Here is a 17601-nt window from a genome sequence, read left to right on the forward strand (position 1 = left end):
GGTTGCGAAGGTTCGTGGCAAAGGGCGGTGCGGTGCAAGGTCTTTCTATTCGATCACCCCGGTTACCCGCACGCGGCGGTCGGCCACCGGCGTGGCGTCGACCGGCCGGGTCTCGGCGCGGGCGGCGACGATGCCGTCGATATGGTTCTTCAGGGCGATCAGCAGGCCCAGCACCAGGAAGGCCCCGGGCGGCAGGATGGCCAGCAGGAAGCCCTGGTAGTGCGGGAATACGGTGATCTGCCAGCCGGCCGCGACCGGACCGAACAGCAGGTGCATGTTGCCGAGCAGCGCGCCGGTGCCGAGCAGTTCGCGCAGGGTGCCGAGGGCCAGCAGCACCAGGGCGAAGCCGGCGCCCATCATCAGCCCGTCGAAGCCGGCGCGGACCACTCCGTTCCTGGCGGCGAAGGCCTCGGCGCGGCCGAGGATGATGCAGTTGGTGGTGATCAGCGGGATGAAGATACCGAGGATCTGGTACAGCTCGTAGGTCCAGGCGTGCATCAGCAGCTCGATGCAGGTGGTCAGCGCGGCGATGATCATCACGAAGATCGGCAGGCGCACGCTGTCCGGCGCGGCGTTGCGGATCAGCGCCACCGCGGCGTTGGAGCAGGTCAGCACGAGGATGGTGGCGAGGCCCAGGCCGAGGGCGTTGACCATCGAGTTGCTGGTGCCGAGCAGCGGGCACAGGCCGAGCAGTTGCACCAGGCCGGGGTTGTTCTTCCACAGGCCGTTGACGGCGATCTCGCGGAAACTAGCCATTGGTGTCTTTCCTCGTTGCCAGCAGCTCGTCCCGGTGCTTGTCGAAATACTGCAAGGCGCGGTGCACTGCCCTGGTCACCGCGCGCGGCGTGATGGTGGCGCCGGCGAACTGGTCGAAGTGGCCGCCGTCCTTGCGCACCGTCCAGCCGGCGTCGTCCGGGTTGCCCAGCGCGCGGCCTTCGAAGGTGCGTATCCAGTCGCTTTTGGCCAGTTCGATCTTGTCGCCCAGGCCGGGCGTCTCATTGTGCTTGACCACCCGCACGCCGGCCAGCCGGCCATCGGCCTGGACGGCGACCAGCAGGTGGATGGCGCCGCTGTAGCCGTCCGGCGCGCTGGCCTGGAGGATCACCGCGCTGGGCTGGCCGGCGAGGGTGGCGAGGTAGGCCGGCTGCGGCGTTGGCTTGCCGAGCAGTTCCGGGTCGAAGGCCTGCACCGTGCTGTCGAGCAACTGGTTGTCGTAGCTGCCGGCCGGGAGGATTTCTCCCAGCGTGCGCGACTGGGCATCGCGCCCGGCCTGCTCGATGCGCTCGGCGGTGGCCTGGTGGACCACGGCGACCAGGCCGACGGTGACCACGGCGAACAGTCCGAGCAGCAGGCCGTTCCTCAGCATCGAGCGGGTGATCTCGTTGGTCGGCACGGTCATTCCCCGATCTTGAAGCCGCGTTCGGCCTTGCGGTGGCCGTAGGTGCGCGGACGGGTGTAGTAGTCGATGGTCGGCGCGGCGAGGTTCATCAGCAGCACGGCGAAGGCCACGCCGTCCGGATAGCCGCCCCAGGCGCGGATGATGTAGACGAGGATGCCGACCCCGGCGCCGAAGACCAGCCGGCCGAGGTTGCTGGTGGCGCCGCTGACCGGGTCGGTGACGATGAAGAAGGCGCCGAGCATGGTTGCGCCGGTCAGCAGGTGGAACAGCGGCGAGCCGTTGGAGTCCGAACCGCTGCCGCCCCAGAACACCAGGCTCATCAGGGTCAGCGCGGCGAGCATGCCGACCGGCGCGTGCCAGGTGAACAGGCGCTGCTGGAGCAGGTAGCAGCCGCCGGCGAGGAACGCCAGGTTGATCCATTCCTGGCCGTTGCCGCCGAAGCTGCCGAAGGCCGGGCTACTGGCGCGCAGTTCGTCGAAGGTCAGGCTGTGGTTGTGCTGCAGGACGTCCAGGGCAGTGGCGTGGCTCCAGCCATCGGGCAGCACGGCGAGGCCGAGGATCTGTTGCAGGGCGTCCCAGGGGCCGACGAAGTTCGGCTGCGGCCAGGTGGTCATGGCGCCGGGGAAGGACACCAGCACCACCACGTAGCCGATCATCGCCGGGTTGAATGGGTTCTGCCCGAGACCACCGTAGAGGTGCTTGCCGAACAGGATGGCGAAGGCGGTGGCAATCAGCGTCAGCCACCAGGGCGCGTAGGGCGGCAGGGCCAGGGCCAGCAGCACGGCGGTGACCAGCGCGCTGCCGTCCCTGAGGAAGAACTGCACCGGACGACGGCGAGCGGCGAGGACCGCCGCTTCGCAGCCCAGGGCCACGGCGCCGGCCCACAACAGGTTGATCAGCGTGCCGAAGCCATACAGCCAGGTCAACGCCAGCACCCCCGGCAGGGTGGCGAGCAGCACCTGCAGCATGACGCGCTGGGTGCGATTGCTCCCCGTGGCGTGGGGCGAGGTGAGGCGGGGCAGGACCATGGGCTCTCCGGTTGTCGTCGTTCGGTGGATGGCGGACGCCATCCGTAGCCCGGATGCAATCCGGGGGTGATTCTTGTGTCCGTTCCCGGATTGCATCCGGGCTACTTAATCGTAGGGTGGGCTTCAGCCCACCGGTTATTTCCATGGGGGGCTGAAGCGGAATGCCGTCCAGCCCACCCTACGTCACTCTCTCATGGGCGAGGAGGAGAGGTCGGTTCTGTACTGTGTCCGACCACCGTCCCTCACCCCCGGCCCCTCTCCCAGAGGGAGAGGGGAGAAATCTGGCGCGGGAGTTGCGCCCTGCACAGTCCAGCTCCCTCTCCCTCTCCCTCCGGGAGAGGGTTGGGGTGAGGGGCGGACTATCCATCGGGCGCAGGGCCATGGCCCACTCCTGCAACTATCCCTTGTTCTCCTCCAATTTCCGCTCGGCCTCCATCAGCCGCTCGCGGGCGGCTTGCAATGCCTCGGCGCTGGCCTGCTCGTCGCGCTCCAGCTTGCGCAGGTCGGCGCGGGCGTAGGCTAGTTCGGTCTTCAGAGCCCGGGTGGTTTCGTCCACCGGACGTTTGTCGATTCGCACCAGGTTCGGCACGGGCTTGCCGGAGGCGTCCTCGGCGGCGTGCAGGGCCTGTTCGGCGGTGGCCAGGGCGTTGCGCAGGCGTTCCAGTTCGGCTTCGTCGGCACCCGCCTGCTCGGCTTTCTTCAACTCGGCGCGCTTCATCGCCAGGTCGATCTTGGCGCGTTTCAGCGCCGCCACGCCGTCGGGCGATGCCGGTGCGGCGGGCGCGTCGAGCAGCGGTTGCAGGCCGTCCAGCTCGGCGCGCATCGCCTGCAATTCGGCCTGCTGTTCGGTGCTCGGCGTTTCCCCGGCGACACCCTCCAGCTTCTTCAATTGCACGCGCAACATGGCGGCGCGGATTTTCGCCTGCTTGCGTTCCGCCTCGCCAGCCACCGGCGCGTCGGCCGGTTCCGCTGCCTGGGCCGCTTCGAAGGCCCGCTGGGCTTCCTCGGCCGCTGTGCGCAGCTCGTCCACTTGCGTCTGCAATTCCGGCGTGGCGTGCAGGGCCAGTTGTTTCTCGGCTTTCTTCAGCGCCACCTGGGCCATGCTGGCGGCGATCTTCAGGCGCTTCTGCTCGTCGCTGAGGCCGGGCTTCTGCGCCTGCACGCGCGCCAGCGCATCGACGGGGGCCGCCTCGCTCCGGGCGCGGGCGCGCTCGGCCTTTTCCTGGCGAGCCTTGCGCTCGGCCTCGCGGCGTTCCTCTTCACGGCGCAGGCGTTCCTGGCGCTGCTCGAAGCGCAGGCGTGCCTGCTCGGCCTTCTGGTGCTTCTGCTCCAGCTCGCGGATTTCCGCCTTGGCCGCACGGTAGTACTGCACCAGCGGGATGCTCGACGGACAGACGTAGGCGCAGGCGCCGCACTCGATGCAGTCGAACAGGTGGTGGACCCTGAGCTGTTCGTGCTCCTGGCCGAGGGCGAAGAAGTGCAACTGCTGCGGCAGCAGGCTGGCCGGGCAGACCTCGGCGCACTCGCCACAGCGGATGCAGGCCATGGCCGGCGGCGGTGGCGGCAGTTCCTCGGCGGTGGCGGCGAGCAGGCAGTTGCTGGTCTTGATCAGCGGCACTTCGGTGGAGGGCAGGGTGAAGCCCATCATCGGCCCGCCGAGGATCAGCCGGTCGAGCCGTTCCGCGTGCAGGCCGGCGAAATCCAGCAGTTCGCCGACCGGCGTACCGAGCAGCGCCTCGACGTTCATCGGCCGTTCCAGCGCCGCGCCGGTGAGGGTGACGATGCGCGAGACCAGCGGCTGGCCGAGCACCACCGCGCGGTACACGGCCACGACGGTGCCGACGTTCTGGCAGACGATGCCGATGTCGGCCGGTAGCCCGCCGCTCGGTACTTCGCTGCCGGTGAGGATCTGGATCAACTGCTTCTCGCCACCGGACGGGTACTTGGTGGGGAACTCGCGCAACTGCCAGGGCCGCTCGCCGAGGGCGGCGCGCACGGCGGCGATGGCTTCGGGCTTGTTGTCCTCGATGCCGATCAACACCTGCTCGGGTTGCAGCAGGTGGACGAGGATGTCGATGCCGCCGACCAGTTCGGCCGCCTGTTCGCGCATCAGCATGTCGTCGGCGCTGATGTAGGGCTCGCACTCGGCGCCGTTGATCAGCAGGGTGTGGATCTTGTCCGTCGCCCGTGCGCTGAGCTTGACCTCGGTGGGAAAGCCGGCGCCGCCGAGTCCGGCGATGCCCGCCGCGCGGATGCGCGCCAGCAGATCGGCCGGCTCCAGGCTGCGGAAGTCCGGGCAGGGTTGCAGGTCGCACCACTCGTCCCGGCCATCGCTGTCGATGACGATGGCCGGCACTGGCAGGCCGGAGACGTGGGGGTAGGGCCGCGGGTCGATGAAGCCGACCGTGCCGGAGGTCGGCGCATGCAGCGGCACGCTGATGAAGCCCGTGGCGGCGGCGATCGGTTGGCCCTTGAGGACCCGTTCGCCGACCCGCACCAGGGGTTCGGCCGGCATGCCGATATGCTGTTCGAGCGACAGCACCAGCCGCTTCGGCAGCGGCGGGCGCTGGATCGGCAGGGTGGTGGACTGGCGCTTGTTGTCCGGCGGATGGATGCCGCCAGGGAAGTCCCACAACTGCATGGCCGTCATGCCGCCTGCTCCCGGTCGCTGGCGATCAGCCGCGCGGGCCGTTGCCATTTCCAGGTACGCGGCTCGGCGCCGATCACCCGCATCTCGATGCAGTCCACCGGGCAGGGTTCGACGCACAGGTCGCAGCCGGTGCACTCGCTGGCGATCACCGTGTGCATCAGCCGCGCGGCGCCGACGATGGCGTCCACCGGGCAGGCCTGGATGCACTTGGTGCAGCCGATGCACTCGGCCTCGCGGATGTAGGCGACCATCGGTGGCTTCTCGCCGCCTTCGGCGTCCAGCGGCTCCGGCTCCAGGTCGAGCAGTTCGGCCAGGGCCTGGATGGTCGCCTCGCCACCGGGCGGGCACTTGTTGATCCGGTCGCCGGCGGCGATCGCCTCGGAGTACGGCTTGCAGCCGGGATAGCCGCATTGTCCGCACTGGGTCTGCGGCAGCAGGGCGTTGACCTGCTCGGCGATCGGGTTGCCCTCGACGCGGAAGCGTACCGCCGCGTAGCCGAGCAGCGCCCCGCACAGCAGGCACAGCACCAGCAGGGCGAGGACCGCGCTGAGTACCAGGCTCATGGCTTGATCAACCCCGCGAAGCCCATGAACGCCAGCGACATCAGGCCGGCGGTGATCATGCCGATGGCCGCCCCCTGGAAGGGCTTGGGCACGTCGGCGATGGCGATGCGTTCGCGCATCGCGGCGAACAGCACCAGCACCAGGGAGAAGCCGAGCCCGGCGGCGAAGCCCTGGAAGCTGGCGGCGAGGAAGCCGAGTTCCGCCTTGTTGGCGTTGAGCAGGGCGACGCCGAGGACGATGCAGTTGGTGGTGATCAGCGGCAGGAAGATACCGAGCACGCGGTAGAGCAGGGGGCTGGTCTTGTTGACCACCATCTCGGTGAACTGCACGACCACGGCGATCACCAGGATGAAGCTGATGGTGCGCAGGAACTCCAGGTCCAGTGGTTCGAGCACGTAGCGTTGCAACAGGTAGCTGCATATCGCCGCCAGGGTGAGCACGAAGGTGGTGGCCAGCGACAGGCCGATGGCCGTCTCGATCCGCTTGGACACGCCCATGAACGGGCACAGGCCGAGGAACTGCACCAGCACGAAGTTGTTGACCAGGATCGAGCTGACCAGGATCAGGGCGAGTTCGGTCATGGCGGGCAAGTCCCCGTCTGGAGGGCTGCTGGGAACAGCATGTTCAGATACCGGTGATCAATAGATCGATAGCTGCGAGTATCTCATCGCGCAAGTGCGCCAGGCTGCCGACCGGTTTGCCGAGGTCACGACTGGCGATACCGGCCATCTGCGGCGTGAGCAGCAGGTAGTCCTCGCCATCGATGCTTACCCGTGGCGTCAGGCGGGCGATACCTTGCAGGCTGCGGTCGCGACTGAGGGGAACGACCATGCGGGTGTTCAATGAGTCGAGCAACCCGTTCTGCACGTCGAGCAACAGCGGCACGTCGCTCCGTGAACGCGGGTTGGGGTTGCGGTAGAGGTCGAACTGGGGCATCAGAAGCTGCGCAAGCCGTCGCTGAAGACCCCTTGCTCCTCGACATGACGGTTGTAGGCGTCGATGGCTTGCCGGTTCTGTTCCAGCCAGCGCCGGGCGAGCCGTTCCTTCACTTCGTTGGCCAAGGCTTCCTCGAGCACGGCGGAAAGATTGATGTCCAGCTCCCGGGCCTTCTTCAGCAAGTCGCTGTTGAGACTGAGGTTGGTGGCCTTCTTGGGGGCATGAAGATCGTAGGTCGGTTGCATGACGGCTTCCCGAATCGGCAATGCGCATAATCTATGCGCATTGCCGGTGAGAGACAACGCTTACTTCACACGCTGTCCGGGCTTGGCGCCGCTGTCCGGGCTGAGCAGGTAGATCTCGCTGCCGCCGGGGCCGGCGGCCAGGACCATGCCTTCGGAAATGCCGAACTTCATCTTGCGCGGCGCCAGGTTGGCCACGTAGAGAATCAGGCGGCCTTCCAGCTTGCCCGGGTCCGGGTAGGCGCTCTTGATGCCGCTGAACACGTTGCGCTTGGCGTCGCCGATGTCCAGGGTCAGGCGCAGCAGCTTGTCGGCGCCTTCGACGAACTCGCATTTCTCGATCAGCGCGATGCGCAGGTCGACGGCGGCGAAGGCATCGAAGCCGATCTCGTCGGCCAGCGGCTCCTTGACCAGTTCGCCATTGCCGAGGTCCGGCTTTCCGGCGGGTTGCGGCGCTTCGGCGGCGAGGTCTTCCTTGGAGGCTTCGATCATGGCGTCGATCTTCGCTGGCTCGATACGGGTCAGCAGCGGGTTGAACGGGTTCAACTGGTGGTTGGCGAGCGGCGTGGCGAGGTCGGCCCAGGTCAGCGGGGCGACGTTGAGGAACGCCTCGGCGTCGCGCGCCAGGTTGGGCAGCACGGGTTTCAGCAGGATCACCAACTGGCGGAACAGGTTGATGCCCAGCGCGCAGATCTGCTGCACCTCGGCCTGCTTGCCCTCGACCTTGTTCAGGGCCCAGGGCGCCTTGTCGGCGATCCAGGCGTTGGCGCGGTCGGCCAGCGCCATGATCTCGCGCATGGCGCGGGAGAAGTCGCGGGCCTCGTAGGCTTCGGCGATGCTCGGCGCAGCGGTCTGGAAGGCGTCCCACAGTTCCGGCTCGGGGTTGGCCTCGACCAGCACGCCGCCGTTGCCACGGTGGATGAAGCCGGCGCAGCGGCTGGCGATGTTCACCACCTTGCCGACCAGGTCGGAATTGACCTTCTGCACGAAGTCCTCGAGGTTGAGGTCGAGGTCGTCCACGCCACGGCCGAGCTTGGAGGCGTAGTAGTAGCGCAGGTATTCCGGGTTCAGGTGGTCCAGGTAGGTGCGCGCCTTGATGAAGGTGCCGCGCGACTTGGACATCTTCTGGCCGTTCACCGTCAGGTAGCCGTGCACGTTGATGGCGGTCGGCTTGCGGTAGCCGGCGCCTTCCAGCATGGCCGGCCAGAACAGGGCGTGGAAGTTGACGATGTCCTTGCCGATGAAGTGGTACAGCTCGGCGCTGGAGTCCTTGTTCCAGAACGCGTCGAAATCCAGTTCCGGGCGCTTGGCGCAGAGGTTCTTGAAGCTGGCCATGTAGCCGATCGGCGCGTCCAGCCAGACGTAGAAGTACTTGCCCGGCTCGCCGGGGATCTCGAAGCCGAAGTAGGGCGCGTCGCGGCTGATGTCCCACTCCTGCAAGCCACCGTCGAGCCATTCGGCGATCTTGTTGGCCACCGCTTCCTGGAGGGTGCCGCTGCGGGTCCAGGTCTTCAGCATGGCCTCGAAGTCGGGCAGCTTGAAGAAGAAGTGCTGCGACTCCTTGAGCACCGGCACGGCACCGGAAATCGCCGAGCGCGGGTTCTTCAGCTCGGTGGGCGCGTAGGTGGCGCCGCATTTCTCGCAGTTGTCGCCGTACTGGTCCTCGGCCGCGCATTTCGGGCAGGTGCCCTTGATGAAGCGGTCGGCGAGGAACATGCCCTTCTCGGGGTCGAAGTACTGGGTCACCGCGCGGGTGGCGATATGCCCGGCATCGCGCAGCGCCAGGTAGATGGAGCTGGACAGCTCGCGGTTCTCTTCCGAGTGGGTCGAGTGGTAGTTGTCGAAGTCCACCAGGAAGTCGGCGAAGTCGGCCATGTGCTCGGCCTGCACGTTGGCGATCAACTGTTCCGGGGTGATGCCTTCCTTCTCGGCACGCAACATGATCGCCGAGCCGTGGGCGTCGTCGGCGCACACGTAGATGGCCTGGTTGCCGCGCAGCTTCTGGAAGCGCACCCACATATCGGTCTGGACGTACTCGAGCATGTGGCCGAGGTGGATCGAACCGTTGGCGTAGGGGAGGGCGCTGGTGACGAGAATCTTGCGGGCTTCGGACATGATGATATGCAGTCGGAATTGCGGTAGGAAAGTCAGCAACTATAAGGGAAGCGGCAAGCTTCAAGCTACAAGCGGCAAGTAAAAGCGCCGTTCTACTTGTCGCTTGAGACTTGGAGCTTGTCGCTGCTGCTATCATGCCCGCCTGTTCTGCTCAGTCTTCTGGAGTCGTCTCATGAGCACCATCACCCGCGAAGCGGTTGAAGCCTGCCTGCGTCAGTTCACCGACCCCCATCTCGACCAGGACCCGGTCAGCGCCGGCTGCCTGCGCGAGATCGACATCCAGGGGGCCAGCGTCCGGGTGCGCCTGGAACTGGGCTACGCCGCCGGGTTGTTCAAGAGCGGCTGGGCGCAGATGCTGCAGATGGCCCTGGAGAACCTCGACGGCGTCGATTCGGCCCGCGTGCAGGTGGATTGCGTGATCGGCACGCACAAGGCGCAGGCCCAGGTGCCGGCGCTGGCCAACGTCAAGAACGTGATCGCCGTGGCGTCCGGCAAGGGCGGCGTCGGCAAGTCGACCACCGCCGCCAACCTGGCCCTGGCCCTGGCCCGCGAAGGCGCGCGGGTCGGCATCCTCGACGCGGACATCTACGGCCCCAGCCAGGGCATCATGTTCGGCCTGCCGGAAGGCACCCGGCCGCAGGTCAAGGACCAGAAATGGTTCGTGCCGCTCAAGGCCCATGGCGTGGAAGTGATGTCCATGGCCTTCCTCACCGACGACAACACCCCGGTGGTGTGGCGCGGGCCGATGGTGTCCGGCGCGCTGCTGCAACTGATCACCCAGACCGCCTGGGACGACCTCGACTACCTGGTGGTGGACATGCCGCCGGGTACCGGCGATATCCAGTTGACCCTGGCCCAGAAGGTGCCGGTGGTCGGCGCGGTGATCGTCACCACGCCGCAGGACCTGGCCCTGCTCGACGCCAAGAAGGGCGTGGAGATGTTCCGCAAGGTGAACATCCCGGTGCTTGGCGTGGTGGAGAACATGGCGGTGCACATCTGCTCCAACTGCGGCCATGCCGAGCACCTGTTCGGCGAGGGCGGCGGCGAGAAGCTGGCCGCGCAGTACGGCGTCGACCTGCTGGCCTCGCTGCCGCTGTCGATGGCGATCCGCATGCAGGCCGACGGCGGCAAGCCGACGGTCATCGCCGATCCGGAAAGCCAGATCGCCATGGTCTACCAGCAGATGGCCCGTACCGTCGGCGCGCGCATCACGCTGAGCGAACAGGCCGCGCCGGCGATGCCGACCATCGAGGTCAGTGACGACTGATCGGATTGCCGCGTTTTCTGGATTCCCGCGAACGCGGGGGCCCAATGGAAGGCAAGCCGCCGTCCGGCGCGCCCCTTTGCCGGGCGGCGCGCCTGCCGGTAAGATTCGCGCTTCATTTTTCAGCAGCTACGGGACGCCCGCCATGAGCATCAAATCGGACAAGTGGATTCGCCGCATGGCTCTGGAGCACGGCATGATCGAGCCCTTCGTGGAGCGCCAGGTGCGCGGCGCGGACGACAGCCGGGTGATTTCCTACGGGGTGTCCAGCTATGGCTACGACGTGCGTTGCGCCGCCGAATTCAAGGTGTTCACCAACATCCACTCGGCGGTGGTCGACCCGAAGAACTTCGACGAGAAGAGCTTCGTCGACATCAACAGCGACGTCTGCATCATCCCACCGAACTCCTTCGCCCTGGCGCGCACCGTGGAATACTTCCGCATCCCCCGCGACGTGCTGACCATCTGCCTGGGCAAGAGCACCTACGCGCGCTGCGGCATCATCGTCAACGTCACCCCGCTGGAGCCGGAGTGGGAAGGTCACGTGACCCTGGAGTTCTCCAACACCACCAACCTGCCGGCGAAGATTTACGCCAACGAGGGCGTGGCGCAGATGCTGTTCCTGCAATCGGACGAGGCCTGCGAGGTGTCCTACAAGGATCGCGGCGGCAAGTACCAGGGACAGAGGGGCGTGACGCTGCCCAAGGCGTGAAACGAGAAACCGGGCCAAGACCCGGTTTTTTCATGGGCGTTCGCCGGGGACGCCCTTGGTCGCGACCGGGCGGCGGGAAGGCCCAGGGTGCTCTATCACTACAGGAACGAGTGATGGAAGTGATGACGATGCCTGGAGCGAAGCGCATGGGTGGAAAAGAGGGACGTATCGGCATGGGCGGCATCCCCGGGCAGCCCGATCCGGATGTTCCCGACCTGCCGGCCAAGCCGACGCCACCGCAACCCACCGAGCCCGACGAACCCACGGTTCCGGACCAGTTGCCGCCGGCGCCGACGGTTTGAGCGGGCAAAAGAAAGGGCGCCATAGGCGCCCTGAAATGATCTCTAGGAGTAAGTCCGCCAATTGTGACCATCGTCCCCGGCGGGAAGTTCACTCCGCAGCGACGAACAGTGTCATTTTTCCGGAACCAGCGTCAGGCGCCGGGTGCCGTAGACCTTGTCGAGGTTCTGCGGCTGGAACGGGAAGCTCTGGTACTGCCCCCTGCGCCAGGACTCGATACCGTCCGCGTAATGCGGGCTGGCCGGGTTGCCGGACTGGCCGGAACTGTTGATGCCGGACATCGGCTCGGCCTGGCCGAAGTCGACGACGATGCGCATGGCCGGGATCAGCCAGGTGTCGAAGTCCTGCCCCCAGTGGTAGGCCGAGACGTTGAGGGTGGTGTGGTCGCCGCCGGCCGGGTAGGGGCCGCGATCCAGGTAGCCCTTGATGGCGTTGATCCCGGCACGCTGGCTGGCGCTCATGTAGGGCGCCAGCCGGGTGGTTTCCGTGGCCCAGGTATAGGTGTGCAGCCTGCCCCATTGCCAGGCCGCGCGATCGCTGCCCAGACGGCTTTCCAGCAGGCTCACCGAGGCCGCCAGGCTGCGGGCGAGGATGGCCGGCTTGTCTTCCTTCCGCGGGGTGTTCACGTCGTCCCAGAACGGGCTGTCCTCGCGGCCGAGCAGGTGGTCGGCCTGTGCCGAGTAGGACAGGTCGGCGATATCCACCAGCGCTTTCCAGGCCGGGCTGGTCTCCGGGCCGAGCTCGTCGAGGAAGGTCTGCCGCGCGCTTTCGTGCAGGAAGGCGGCGTACAGTGCGGCATCCGCCGAGGTGGCGGCGAGGTTGCCGTCGAAAGCCATCAGGCGGTCGAGGGCTTCGCGAGCCCTGGCGCGTTCGGCGGCGGGCAGGGCGTCGATGGCCTGGCGCAGCGGCTGGGCCATGCCCGGGGCTTCGAACATCGCCTGTAGCTTGGCGACGAAGGGCGAGGTCTGGTCCAGTTGCATGGCCATCATGCTGCGCGCGTCGTGGCGGCCGCCGCCGGCCAGTTGGGCGATGCGCTCGCCGCGTTCCGGGTAGAACCAGGAATTGGACAACTGCATGCCGTAGCCCTGCGGCACGGTGCGCTGGTTGGCGGTGCCCAGCCAGCCCTGCGCCGGGTCCTGGTCGTAGGGATGCAGCATCGGGTCGGTGAAGCCGTCCCAATCGTAGCGGCCGTCCCAGCCGGGGGAGGGCAGCAGGCCGATGCCGTCGCGGCGGTTCGGGTAACGCCCGGTGACCTGCCAGCCGATGTGCCGGGCGTCGGCGAACACCATGTTCAGGGCGATGGCGCGGATCTCTCGGCTGGCCTCGAAGGCTTCGTCCACCGACTGCGCGCGGGACAGGTCGAAGAACGCATCGAGGCTGCGGTCGCCGTCGAGCGATGCGCTGTGCAGCGCCAGGCCGTAGCCCGTGCCCAGTCGCATGGGTTGCAGCATGTGCTTGCGCTCGCCGAGCACGCTGTTCAGCAGCGGACCATGGCGGGTTTCGTAGATGGTCTCGCGCAGCGGCCGGCCGCCCTTGACGAAGAAGGTCTCCTGGCGTTCGCGGGCCGGCAGCCACTTGCCGTCGGCCAGATAGTAGAGACGCTCGCCCTGGCGCCGGACCTGTTCGAGGAACAGGTCCTGGTTGTCGCCCATGACCATGGTCATGCCCCAGGCCAGCTTGCCGTTGTAGCCAGCCACCACGGCTGGTACGCCGGCGACGCTGACCCCGGCGGCCTGGAACTTCGGCGCGCGGATCTGCACGAAATTCCATGCCGAGGGCATCGACAACGGCAGGTGGGTGTCGTTGGCCAGCAGGCTCTTGCCGCTGCGGCTGCGCTGCGGGGCGATCGCCCAGTTGTTGGACGCGGCGACGCCGAGCTTGTCCAGCGCGGCGATCCGGCTGGCCGTCGCATTGACCGCCGCCAGGCCCGGAATCTGCCCGTCAAGGGCCAGGCCCTTGAGTTTCTCCGCCTCGGCGAACGGCAACTGTTCGTCCGGGTAGGTCGGCAGCAGCCAGGCCAGCTTGTCGGCACCGACCTTCTGGGCCAGCACCAGCGAGGCGATCTCTTCCTGCAGGTTGATCGCCAGGCCGAAGTTCATCAGGCAGAACACCAGCACCGAGTCTTCCGGCTTCCAGTAGGGCGGCCGGTAGCCGGACTCGGCCAGGTCCATCGGCAGCTTGTCGCGGTAGCGGTACAGGTAGGCGTTGACGCCCCGAGCATAGACTTCGAAGAAGGCCTTCAGGCGCGGCGAGGCGTTCTTGTAGAGGGTTTCCGCATCCCGCCGCAGGTTGACCGCGCGCATGAAGCGGTCGATGTCCAGCGCCCCCGGGCCGACCATTTCCGCGAGCCGGCCTTCGGCCATCAGGCGCATGCCTACCATCTGGCTGAGGCGGTCGCTGGCGTGCACGTAGCCGAGGGCGAACAACGCGTCGTGGAAGGTGGTGGTCTCGATCAACGGCATGCCCAGCGCGTTGCGGCGGATCGACACGCTCTGCGCCAGGCCCTTGACCGGCTGGAAGCCGGAGGTCGGTGGCAGGCTGGCGGCGTATTGGGTGTTCAACCAGCTCTGGCAGCCGGCCAGGCTGGACAGGCCGGTGAAGAGCGCGGCCGTCGCGGCGAGGCCAAGGAAACGCGGAAAGGCTGGCGAAGCCATGGGTGGAAGCTCCTGCGGAGGGGGCGTTGGGCTGGCGCTACGTTAGTGAGCGGCGATTCGCCGCGCAAGATGTGGTGGGGAGGATAGGTGAGGGTTGGTGGTGGTGTGTATCTCAGGGGAAGAGTGGCAGTACGGTTGGAGTCCGCCCCTCACCCCAACCCTCTCCCAGGGGGAGAGGGAGTCAATCCGAGGTGTCGGTAGACGCAGTACACAAACCCAACTCCGATCAGCCCCCTCTCCCTCCGGGAGAGGGCTGGGGTGAGGGACGGAATATCAGGTTTGCACAGTCTTTCATCCCGCCAGGACCAGCCTTTCAGCCCCCCATAAAACAACAGGCCCGCACGAAACGGGCCTGTCGGTAGCGCGCTAGGGTCAATCAGGCCCCGTGGCACTTCTTGAACTTCTTCTGGCTGCCGCACGGGCAGGGATCGTTGCGGCCGACGTCCTTCAGCGCGTTGCGCACCGGCTCCTGGGGGCCGTGGTTGCAGTGCGGGCCGTGCACATGGCCGTGGCCATGATGATGATCGTGGTCGTGATCGCAGTCGGGGCCGTGAACGTGGGGTTGCTGGCTCATGGAAAAACTACTCCGGGATGAAATCGCCGGGGATTATCTCGCCATTTCGACTCAGGTGCACGCTGCGGCCGAACAGGAAGCCGGTCTTCACTTCGCCCTGCAGGCGATAGCGGATGGGCTGTTCCGGGGTTTCCAGCAGCTTGACGATGGGTTTGACGTGGCGCCAGAGGTTGGTGCGCACCGGCACCTCGAAGACGAGATGCCCCTTGGCGGGGACGGTGAAGCGGGCATTGGATTCGCCGTCGGCGAGCTTCATCTCGTTGAGGTAGAGGTTGTAGGACAGGCCCCGGACGGACAGGCTGGCGGGGTTCGGGTTGTCGATGCGGAAGCGAAGGACGAACCGCTGTTCCAGCAGTTTGGCCCTGACCACTTCAACTTCGATGAGATGGACGTCCGGGTCCTTGAAGCCTGATGAGAGGCTCGAGCATCCTGCGAGGCCGAGAATGAGGCCGAAGAACATCAATAGGCTGATAGTTCTTATCATTTGCGCCTGGTAAAGCATTCCAATACTCCGCTCGATGCCCCAGTGTGTAACAAGCAACTGCTCGGCTGCAATGTTGTTCGGGGAAAAAAACCTGCGCCATACTGGGTGCCGAATGGGACAGGAGTGTGACCATGAGCCTTTACGAGATCGCTTTTTCCGGCCAGTTGGTGCCCGGTGCGGAGCCGGAACAGGTCCGGGCCAACCTCGCCAAGCTGTTCCAGGCCGATGCGCAGCGCATCGCCGTGCTGTTTTCCGGCCGGCGCATCGTGATCAAGAACGGCCTGGATGGCGCCACGGCGGAGAAATACCGCGTGGCCATGGAGCGGGCCGGGGCCCGCGCCGAGGTGGCGGCGATGGAGGTGGAAGAAGTGGAACTGGCGCCGCCGCCCGCGCCAGAGCCCGCGCCGGTCGCGGCTCCGGCTGCCGCGCCGGGACGCTTGAAGGTGGCGCCACGGGATGAGTACATGGCCGCTTTCAGCGAAGTGGATGCCCCGGACTTCGGCATGGCGCCCGTGGGGGCCGATCTGCAGGACGAGCGCCCGGACCCGGCCGCGCCACAGGTGGACCTGTCGCAGTTCAGCCTGGCGCCGGTGGGCAGCGACATGGGCCAGGCCAAGGCCGCCCCCGCCGCGCCGCCGCCGGACACCTCGCACCTGAAGCTGCAGGAATGAACCGAAAGGCCCGCTGATGCGGGCCTTTTTGTCGGCGGGGTGTCTGTTTTTCAGAACACTCCTAGATGAAGCCCGAACAGCACTTCTTGAACTTCTGTCCGCTGGCGCAGGGGCAGGGATCGTTGCGTCCCGCCTTGAGCGGCACCGTCGGGTCGAGGAAGTACCACTGGCCATCGTGCTGCACGAAACCCGAGCGCTCCCGGTGCGCGTGCTCGCCCTGGCCGTCGTGCCAGCGGGCGGTGAAGGTGACGAAGGCGTGCTCCGGCTTGCCGCCGAGCACTTCCGAGCTTTCCACCTCGAGGCCCAGCCAGGTGCTCTGGGTGCTCCAGGCGGTGATCGCGTCGCGGTCGACGGCGGTCTGCTGGGCCGGCAGCGTGGTCCGTACCAGGTAATCGACGAGCCCCAGCACATAGGCGCTGTAGCGGGAGCGCATCAGGAGTTCGGCGCTCGGCGCGGGTGTGCCCGCGTGGTAGCGGCCGCAGCAGTCATCCAGATAACCGCCGCTTCCGCAGGGACAGGTCGGCTCCATGGTCACCACCAGTATTTCCCGAAGTTTTCCGGATTGGCCCAGAACTTGGCGTTCAGCCAGTCGGGGACCTGTTTGTATTCATGCAGATCGTATGTGAACAGCGTCAAGGTCTGTTCATCGCGGCGAAAGCGTTCGCTGGCCTGCAGGGCGAGGGCGAAGAAGTCGGTTTCCGCCCAGTCGCAGGCGGAGAGATCGACCAGCACCGCCAGGCGGCTTGCATTGAGATTGCGGATACCGCCAAGCAGTTCCAGGGCGGTGCGCTTCGGTAGGTGTTCGAGGCAGTCCGCGACCAGCGCCAGGTCGAAGCGCTGGGCCGCCAGTTCGGCGGGCAGCGGGCCGGCCTGGGCCCGCGCGACCTGGCTGTCGGGGTGGGCCTCGCAGTAGGCGTGCAGGGCAGGGAGATCGCTGGCGCCGACCAGCAGCAGGCGGGCTGGCGCATAACGGTCGAGCAGGGCGGCCACGGCTTGTTGCGGCGTCCGTGAGGAAAAGCTTTCAGTCATCGAAAATCCTCGATCAGGGGTGCAAAGACTAGCTTGGAGCGCAGAGATGGCCTAGTGCTGGCGTATTTTTGTACGGCCGTCTTTACTCAGGAAACCGTCGGTCGTCGGCCGATTCCTATGAGGAGACTTCGCAGATGAGCATCACAAGGACAGCTTTACCTCTGATTCTAGTCAGTACCCTTCTGACCGGTTGCGCAGGGCTGCAGAAGACCGATTGGCCCAAGTGCGCGGCTGTCGGTGGTGTGGTCGGCGCCGGGTTGGGGGCGATTGAAAGCAGCAGTTGGGCGGGCTGGGGTGTGCTGGTAGGCGGTGCGACCGCCGCAGCGTATTGCTGGGTGCACGGTGATGGCGACGAAGATGGCGACGGCGTACCGGACAGCCGCGACAAGTGCCCTGGCACCCCGCCGAATACCCCGGTCGACGCCAACGGTTGCCCGCCGGTCGAAGAGGTGGTCGAGGAAGTGGTGGTGGTCCAGGAGGAAACCATCGTGGTGAGCGACCTGCTGTTCGAGTTCGACTCGGCCCGTCTCACCCAGTCCGACAAATCCATTCTGGATACGGTGGCCAGCCGCCTGAAGAACGAAGCGCCGGATGCTCGCCTGACCATTACCGGGCACACCGACAGTGTCGGCTCCGATGCCTACAACCAGGGGCTGTCCGAGCGCCGTGCGCAGTCGGTGGCGGATTACCTGGTGAGTTCCGGCATTTCGCCGGCCAATATCGTGGCGGTTCGGGGTGCCGGGGAAAGCCAGCCGGTGGCCGACAACTCCACGGATAGCGGCCGCGCGCAGAACCGGCGTGTCGAGATCCTGATCCAGCGTTGATTCCCACCCCATCCGTTGCCGCGCGCCTGGTGCGTCGCGGCAACGGTTTCTCCCTTCCCGTCTATCGTCCCGTCGGACTGTCGCCCAGTACGTTGTTGCCGGCCGTGCCTTGGGAGTAAGGTGCGCAGCAGAAGAAATTGATGAGGGTCTGTTGAC

General features: G+C 66.6%; 19 protein-coding genes. 5 read left to right on the forward strand and 14 right to left on the reverse strand.

What is annotated here, in order from left to right:
* Positions 1-45: 45 nt before the first annotated feature.
* The 9 genes from PSEWESI4_RS17585 to metG all read right to left on the reverse strand — a co-directional run bounded on the left by PSEWESI4_RS17585 (position 46) and on the right by metG (position 8933).
* Positions 46-756 (reverse strand): electron transport complex subunit E, encoded by a 711-nt coding sequence (locus tag PSEWESI4_RS17585; protein WP_187672513.1) that lies wholly within the window; start codon positions 754-756, stop codon positions 46-48.
* Positions 749-1399 (reverse strand): electron transport complex subunit RsxG, encoded by a 651-nt coding sequence (gene rsxG, locus PSEWESI4_RS17590; protein ID WP_187672514.1) that lies wholly within the window; start codon positions 1397-1399, stop codon positions 749-751. The genes PSEWESI4_RS17585 and rsxG overlap by 8 nt, the downstream gene beginning before the upstream one ends.
* Positions 1396-2427 carry an RnfABCDGE type electron transport complex subunit D gene (locus PSEWESI4_RS17595; protein WP_187672515.1) on the reverse strand — a complete coding sequence of 344 codons (1032 nt, stop codon included), beginning with the start codon at positions 2425-2427 and terminating at the stop codon, positions 1396-1398. The genes rsxG and PSEWESI4_RS17595 overlap by 4 nt, the downstream gene beginning before the upstream one ends.
* A gap of 397 nt (positions 2428-2824) precedes the next feature.
* Complete coding sequence (gene rsxC, locus PSEWESI4_RS17600; RefSeq protein ID WP_187672516.1) at positions 2825-5077, reverse strand: electron transport complex subunit RsxC; 2253 nt, start codon at positions 5075-5077, stop codon at positions 2825-2827.
* A complete protein-coding gene (gene rsxB / locus PSEWESI4_RS17605) occupies positions 5074-5640 on the reverse strand; it encodes an electron transport complex subunit RsxB (RefSeq protein ID WP_187672517.1) in 567 nt (188 codons plus the stop codon). The genes rsxC and rsxB overlap by 4 nt, the downstream gene beginning before the upstream one ends.
* Complete coding sequence (gene rsxA, locus PSEWESI4_RS17610; RefSeq protein ID WP_187672518.1) at positions 5637-6221, reverse strand: electron transport complex subunit RsxA; 585 nt, start codon at positions 6219-6221, stop codon at positions 5637-5639. Before rsxA ends, rsxB begins: the two co-directional genes overlap by 4 nt.
* 43 nt (positions 6222-6264) lie before the next feature.
* The gene (locus PSEWESI4_RS17615) at positions 6265-6576 is read right to left on the reverse strand and encodes a CcdB family protein (RefSeq protein WP_187672519.1); all 312 of its coding nucleotides are present in this window, start codon (positions 6574-6576) and stop codon (positions 6265-6267) included.
* The gene (locus PSEWESI4_RS17620; protein WP_187672520.1) at positions 6576-6821 is read right to left on the reverse strand and encodes a type II toxin-antitoxin system CcdA family antitoxin; all 246 of its coding nucleotides are present in this window, start codon (positions 6819-6821) and stop codon (positions 6576-6578) included. The genes PSEWESI4_RS17615 and PSEWESI4_RS17620 overlap by 1 nt, the downstream gene beginning before the upstream one ends.
* Before the next feature lie 60 nt (positions 6822-6881).
* On the reverse strand, positions 6882-8933 hold the full coding sequence (metG, locus tag PSEWESI4_RS17625; RefSeq protein WP_187672521.1) for a methionine--tRNA ligase: 2052 nt from the start codon (positions 8931-8933) through the stop codon (positions 6882-6884).
* Between the two features lie 172 nt (positions 8934-9105).
* Here metG and apbC point away from each other — a divergent pair, with 172 nt between their 5' ends.
* The 3 genes from apbC to PSEWESI4_RS17640 all read left to right on the forward strand — a co-directional run bounded on the left by apbC (position 9106) and on the right by PSEWESI4_RS17640 (position 11211).
* Positions 9106-10200, forward strand: a complete 1095-nt coding sequence (gene apbC / locus PSEWESI4_RS17630) for an iron-sulfur cluster carrier protein ApbC (protein ID WP_187672522.1) — start codon at positions 9106-9108, stop codon at positions 10198-10200.
* A 142-nt stretch (positions 10201-10342) separates the two neighbouring features.
* Complete coding sequence (gene dcd, locus PSEWESI4_RS17635; protein ID WP_187672523.1) at positions 10343-10909, forward strand: dCTP deaminase; 567 nt, start codon at positions 10343-10345, stop codon at positions 10907-10909.
* Positions 10910-11055: 146 nt separating this feature from the next.
* Positions 11056-11211: a hypothetical protein gene (locus tag PSEWESI4_RS17640; protein WP_187672579.1), complete on the forward strand. Its 156-nt coding sequence runs from the start codon at positions 11056-11058 to the stop codon at positions 11209-11211.
* Between the two features lie 111 nt (positions 11212-11322).
* Here PSEWESI4_RS17640 and PSEWESI4_RS17645 read toward each other — a convergent pair whose 3' ends face one another.
* The 3 genes from PSEWESI4_RS17645 to PSEWESI4_RS17655 all read right to left on the reverse strand — a co-directional run bounded on the left by PSEWESI4_RS17645 (position 11323) and on the right by PSEWESI4_RS17655 (position 14939).
* Positions 11323-13863 (reverse strand): penicillin acylase family protein, encoded by a 2541-nt coding sequence (locus tag PSEWESI4_RS17645; RefSeq protein ID WP_187672524.1) that lies wholly within the window; start codon positions 13861-13863, stop codon positions 11323-11325.
* A 376-nt stretch (positions 13864-14239) separates the two neighbouring features.
* Positions 14240-14437, reverse strand: coding sequence for an SEC-C metal-binding domain-containing protein (locus PSEWESI4_RS17650; RefSeq protein WP_187672525.1), 198 nt, complete (start codon positions 14435-14437; stop codon positions 14240-14242).
* Positions 14438-14444: 7 nt separating this feature from the next.
* On the reverse strand, positions 14445-14939 hold the full coding sequence (locus tag PSEWESI4_RS17655) for an LEA type 2 family protein (RefSeq protein ID WP_187672526.1): 495 nt from the start codon (positions 14937-14939) through the stop codon (positions 14445-14447).
* 113 nt (positions 14940-15052) lie between these two features.
* Between PSEWESI4_RS17655 and PSEWESI4_RS17660 the strand changes: the two genes are divergently transcribed.
* Positions 15053-15592 (forward strand): hypothetical protein, encoded by a 540-nt coding sequence (locus tag PSEWESI4_RS17660; protein ID WP_187672527.1) that lies wholly within the window; start codon positions 15053-15055, stop codon positions 15590-15592.
* Positions 15593-15653: 61 nt separating this feature from the next.
* On the opposite strand, the gene PSEWESI4_RS17665 is transcribed toward PSEWESI4_RS17660, so the two are convergent.
* Positions 15654-16121 (reverse strand): YchJ family protein, encoded by a 468-nt coding sequence (locus PSEWESI4_RS17665; protein WP_187672528.1) that lies wholly within the window; start codon positions 16119-16121, stop codon positions 15654-15656.
* A gap of 2 nt (positions 16122-16123) precedes the next feature.
* On the reverse strand, positions 16124-16621 hold the full coding sequence (locus PSEWESI4_RS17670; protein ID WP_187672529.1) for a DUF6231 family protein: 498 nt from the start codon (positions 16619-16621) through the stop codon (positions 16124-16126).
* A gap of 134 nt (positions 16622-16755) precedes the next feature.
* Here PSEWESI4_RS17670 and PSEWESI4_RS17675 point away from each other — a divergent pair, with 134 nt between their 5' ends.
* Positions 16756-17445 carry an OmpA family protein gene (locus PSEWESI4_RS17675; protein WP_187672530.1) on the forward strand — a complete coding sequence of 230 codons (690 nt, stop codon included), beginning with the start codon at positions 16756-16758 and terminating at the stop codon, positions 17443-17445.
* Positions 17446-17601: the final 156 nt, after the last annotated feature.

It is taken from the genome of Zestomonas carbonaria (assembly GCF_904061905.1).
In the GTDB taxonomy this organism is placed as follows: domain Bacteria; phylum Pseudomonadota; class Gammaproteobacteria; order Pseudomonadales; family Pseudomonadaceae; genus Aquipseudomonas; species Aquipseudomonas carbonaria.

What these genes read in the sequence shown, in the direction of transcription:
- PSEWESI4_RS17585 (WP_187672513.1), bottom strand. Translation starts at nt 756, where the DNA reads ATGGCTAGTTTCCGCGAGATCGCCGTCAACGGCCTGTGGAAGAACAAC.
- rsxG (WP_187672514.1), bottom strand. Translation starts at nt 1,399, where the DNA reads ATGACCGTGCCGACCAACGAGATCACCCGCTCGATGCTGAGGAACGGC.
- PSEWESI4_RS17595 (WP_187672515.1), bottom strand. Translation starts at nt 2,427, where the DNA reads ATGGTCCTGCCCCGCCTCACCTCGCCCCACGCCACGGGGAGCAATCGC.
- rsxC (WP_187672516.1), bottom strand. Translation starts at nt 5,077, where the DNA reads ATGACGGCCATGCAGTTGTGGGACTTCCCTGGCGGCATCCATCCGCCG.
- rsxB (WP_187672517.1), bottom strand. Translation starts at nt 5,640, where the DNA reads ATGAGCCTGGTACTCAGCGCGGTCCTCGCCCTGCTGGTGCTGTGCCTG.
- rsxA (WP_187672518.1), bottom strand. Translation starts at nt 6,221, where the DNA reads ATGACCGAACTCGCCCTGATCCTGGTCAGCTCGATCCTGGTCAACAAC.
- PSEWESI4_RS17615 (WP_187672519.1), bottom strand. Translation starts at nt 6,576, where the DNA reads ATGCCCCAGTTCGACCTCTACCGCAACCCCAACCCGCGTTCACGGAGC.
- PSEWESI4_RS17620 (WP_187672520.1), bottom strand. Translation starts at nt 6,821, where the DNA reads ATGCAACCGACCTACGATCTTCATGCCCCCAAGAAGGCCACCAACCTC.
- metG (WP_187672521.1), bottom strand. Translation starts at nt 8,933, where the DNA reads ATGTCCGAAGCCCGCAAGATTCTCGTCACCAGCGCCCTCCCCTACGCC.
- apbC (WP_187672522.1), top strand. Translation starts at nt 9,106, where the DNA reads ATGAGCACCATCACCCGCGAAGCGGTTGAAGCCTGCCTGCGTCAGTTC.
- dcd (WP_187672523.1), top strand. Translation starts at nt 10,343, where the DNA reads ATGAGCATCAAATCGGACAAGTGGATTCGCCGCATGGCTCTGGAGCAC.
- PSEWESI4_RS17640 (WP_187672579.1), top strand. Translation starts at nt 11,056, where the DNA reads ATGGGTGGAAAAGAGGGACGTATCGGCATGGGCGGCATCCCCGGGCAG.
- PSEWESI4_RS17645 (WP_187672524.1), bottom strand. Translation starts at nt 13,863, where the DNA reads ATGGCTTCGCCAGCCTTTCCGCGTTTCCTTGGCCTCGCCGCGACGGCC.
- PSEWESI4_RS17650 (WP_187672525.1), bottom strand. Translation starts at nt 14,437, where the DNA reads ATGAGCCAGCAACCCCACGTTCACGGCCCCGACTGCGATCACGACCAC.
- PSEWESI4_RS17655 (WP_187672526.1), bottom strand. Translation starts at nt 14,939, where the DNA reads ATGCTTTACCAGGCGCAAATGATAAGAACTATCAGCCTATTGATGTTC.
- PSEWESI4_RS17660 (WP_187672527.1), top strand. Translation starts at nt 15,053, where the DNA reads ATGAGCCTTTACGAGATCGCTTTTTCCGGCCAGTTGGTGCCCGGTGCG.
- PSEWESI4_RS17665 (WP_187672528.1), bottom strand. Translation starts at nt 16,121, where the DNA reads ATGGAGCCGACCTGTCCCTGCGGAAGCGGCGGTTATCTGGATGACTGC.
- PSEWESI4_RS17670 (WP_187672529.1), bottom strand. Translation starts at nt 16,621, where the DNA reads ATGACTGAAAGCTTTTCCTCACGGACGCCGCAACAAGCCGTGGCCGCC.
- PSEWESI4_RS17675 (WP_187672530.1), top strand. Translation starts at nt 16,756, where the DNA reads ATGAGCATCACAAGGACAGCTTTACCTCTGATTCTAGTCAGTACCCTT.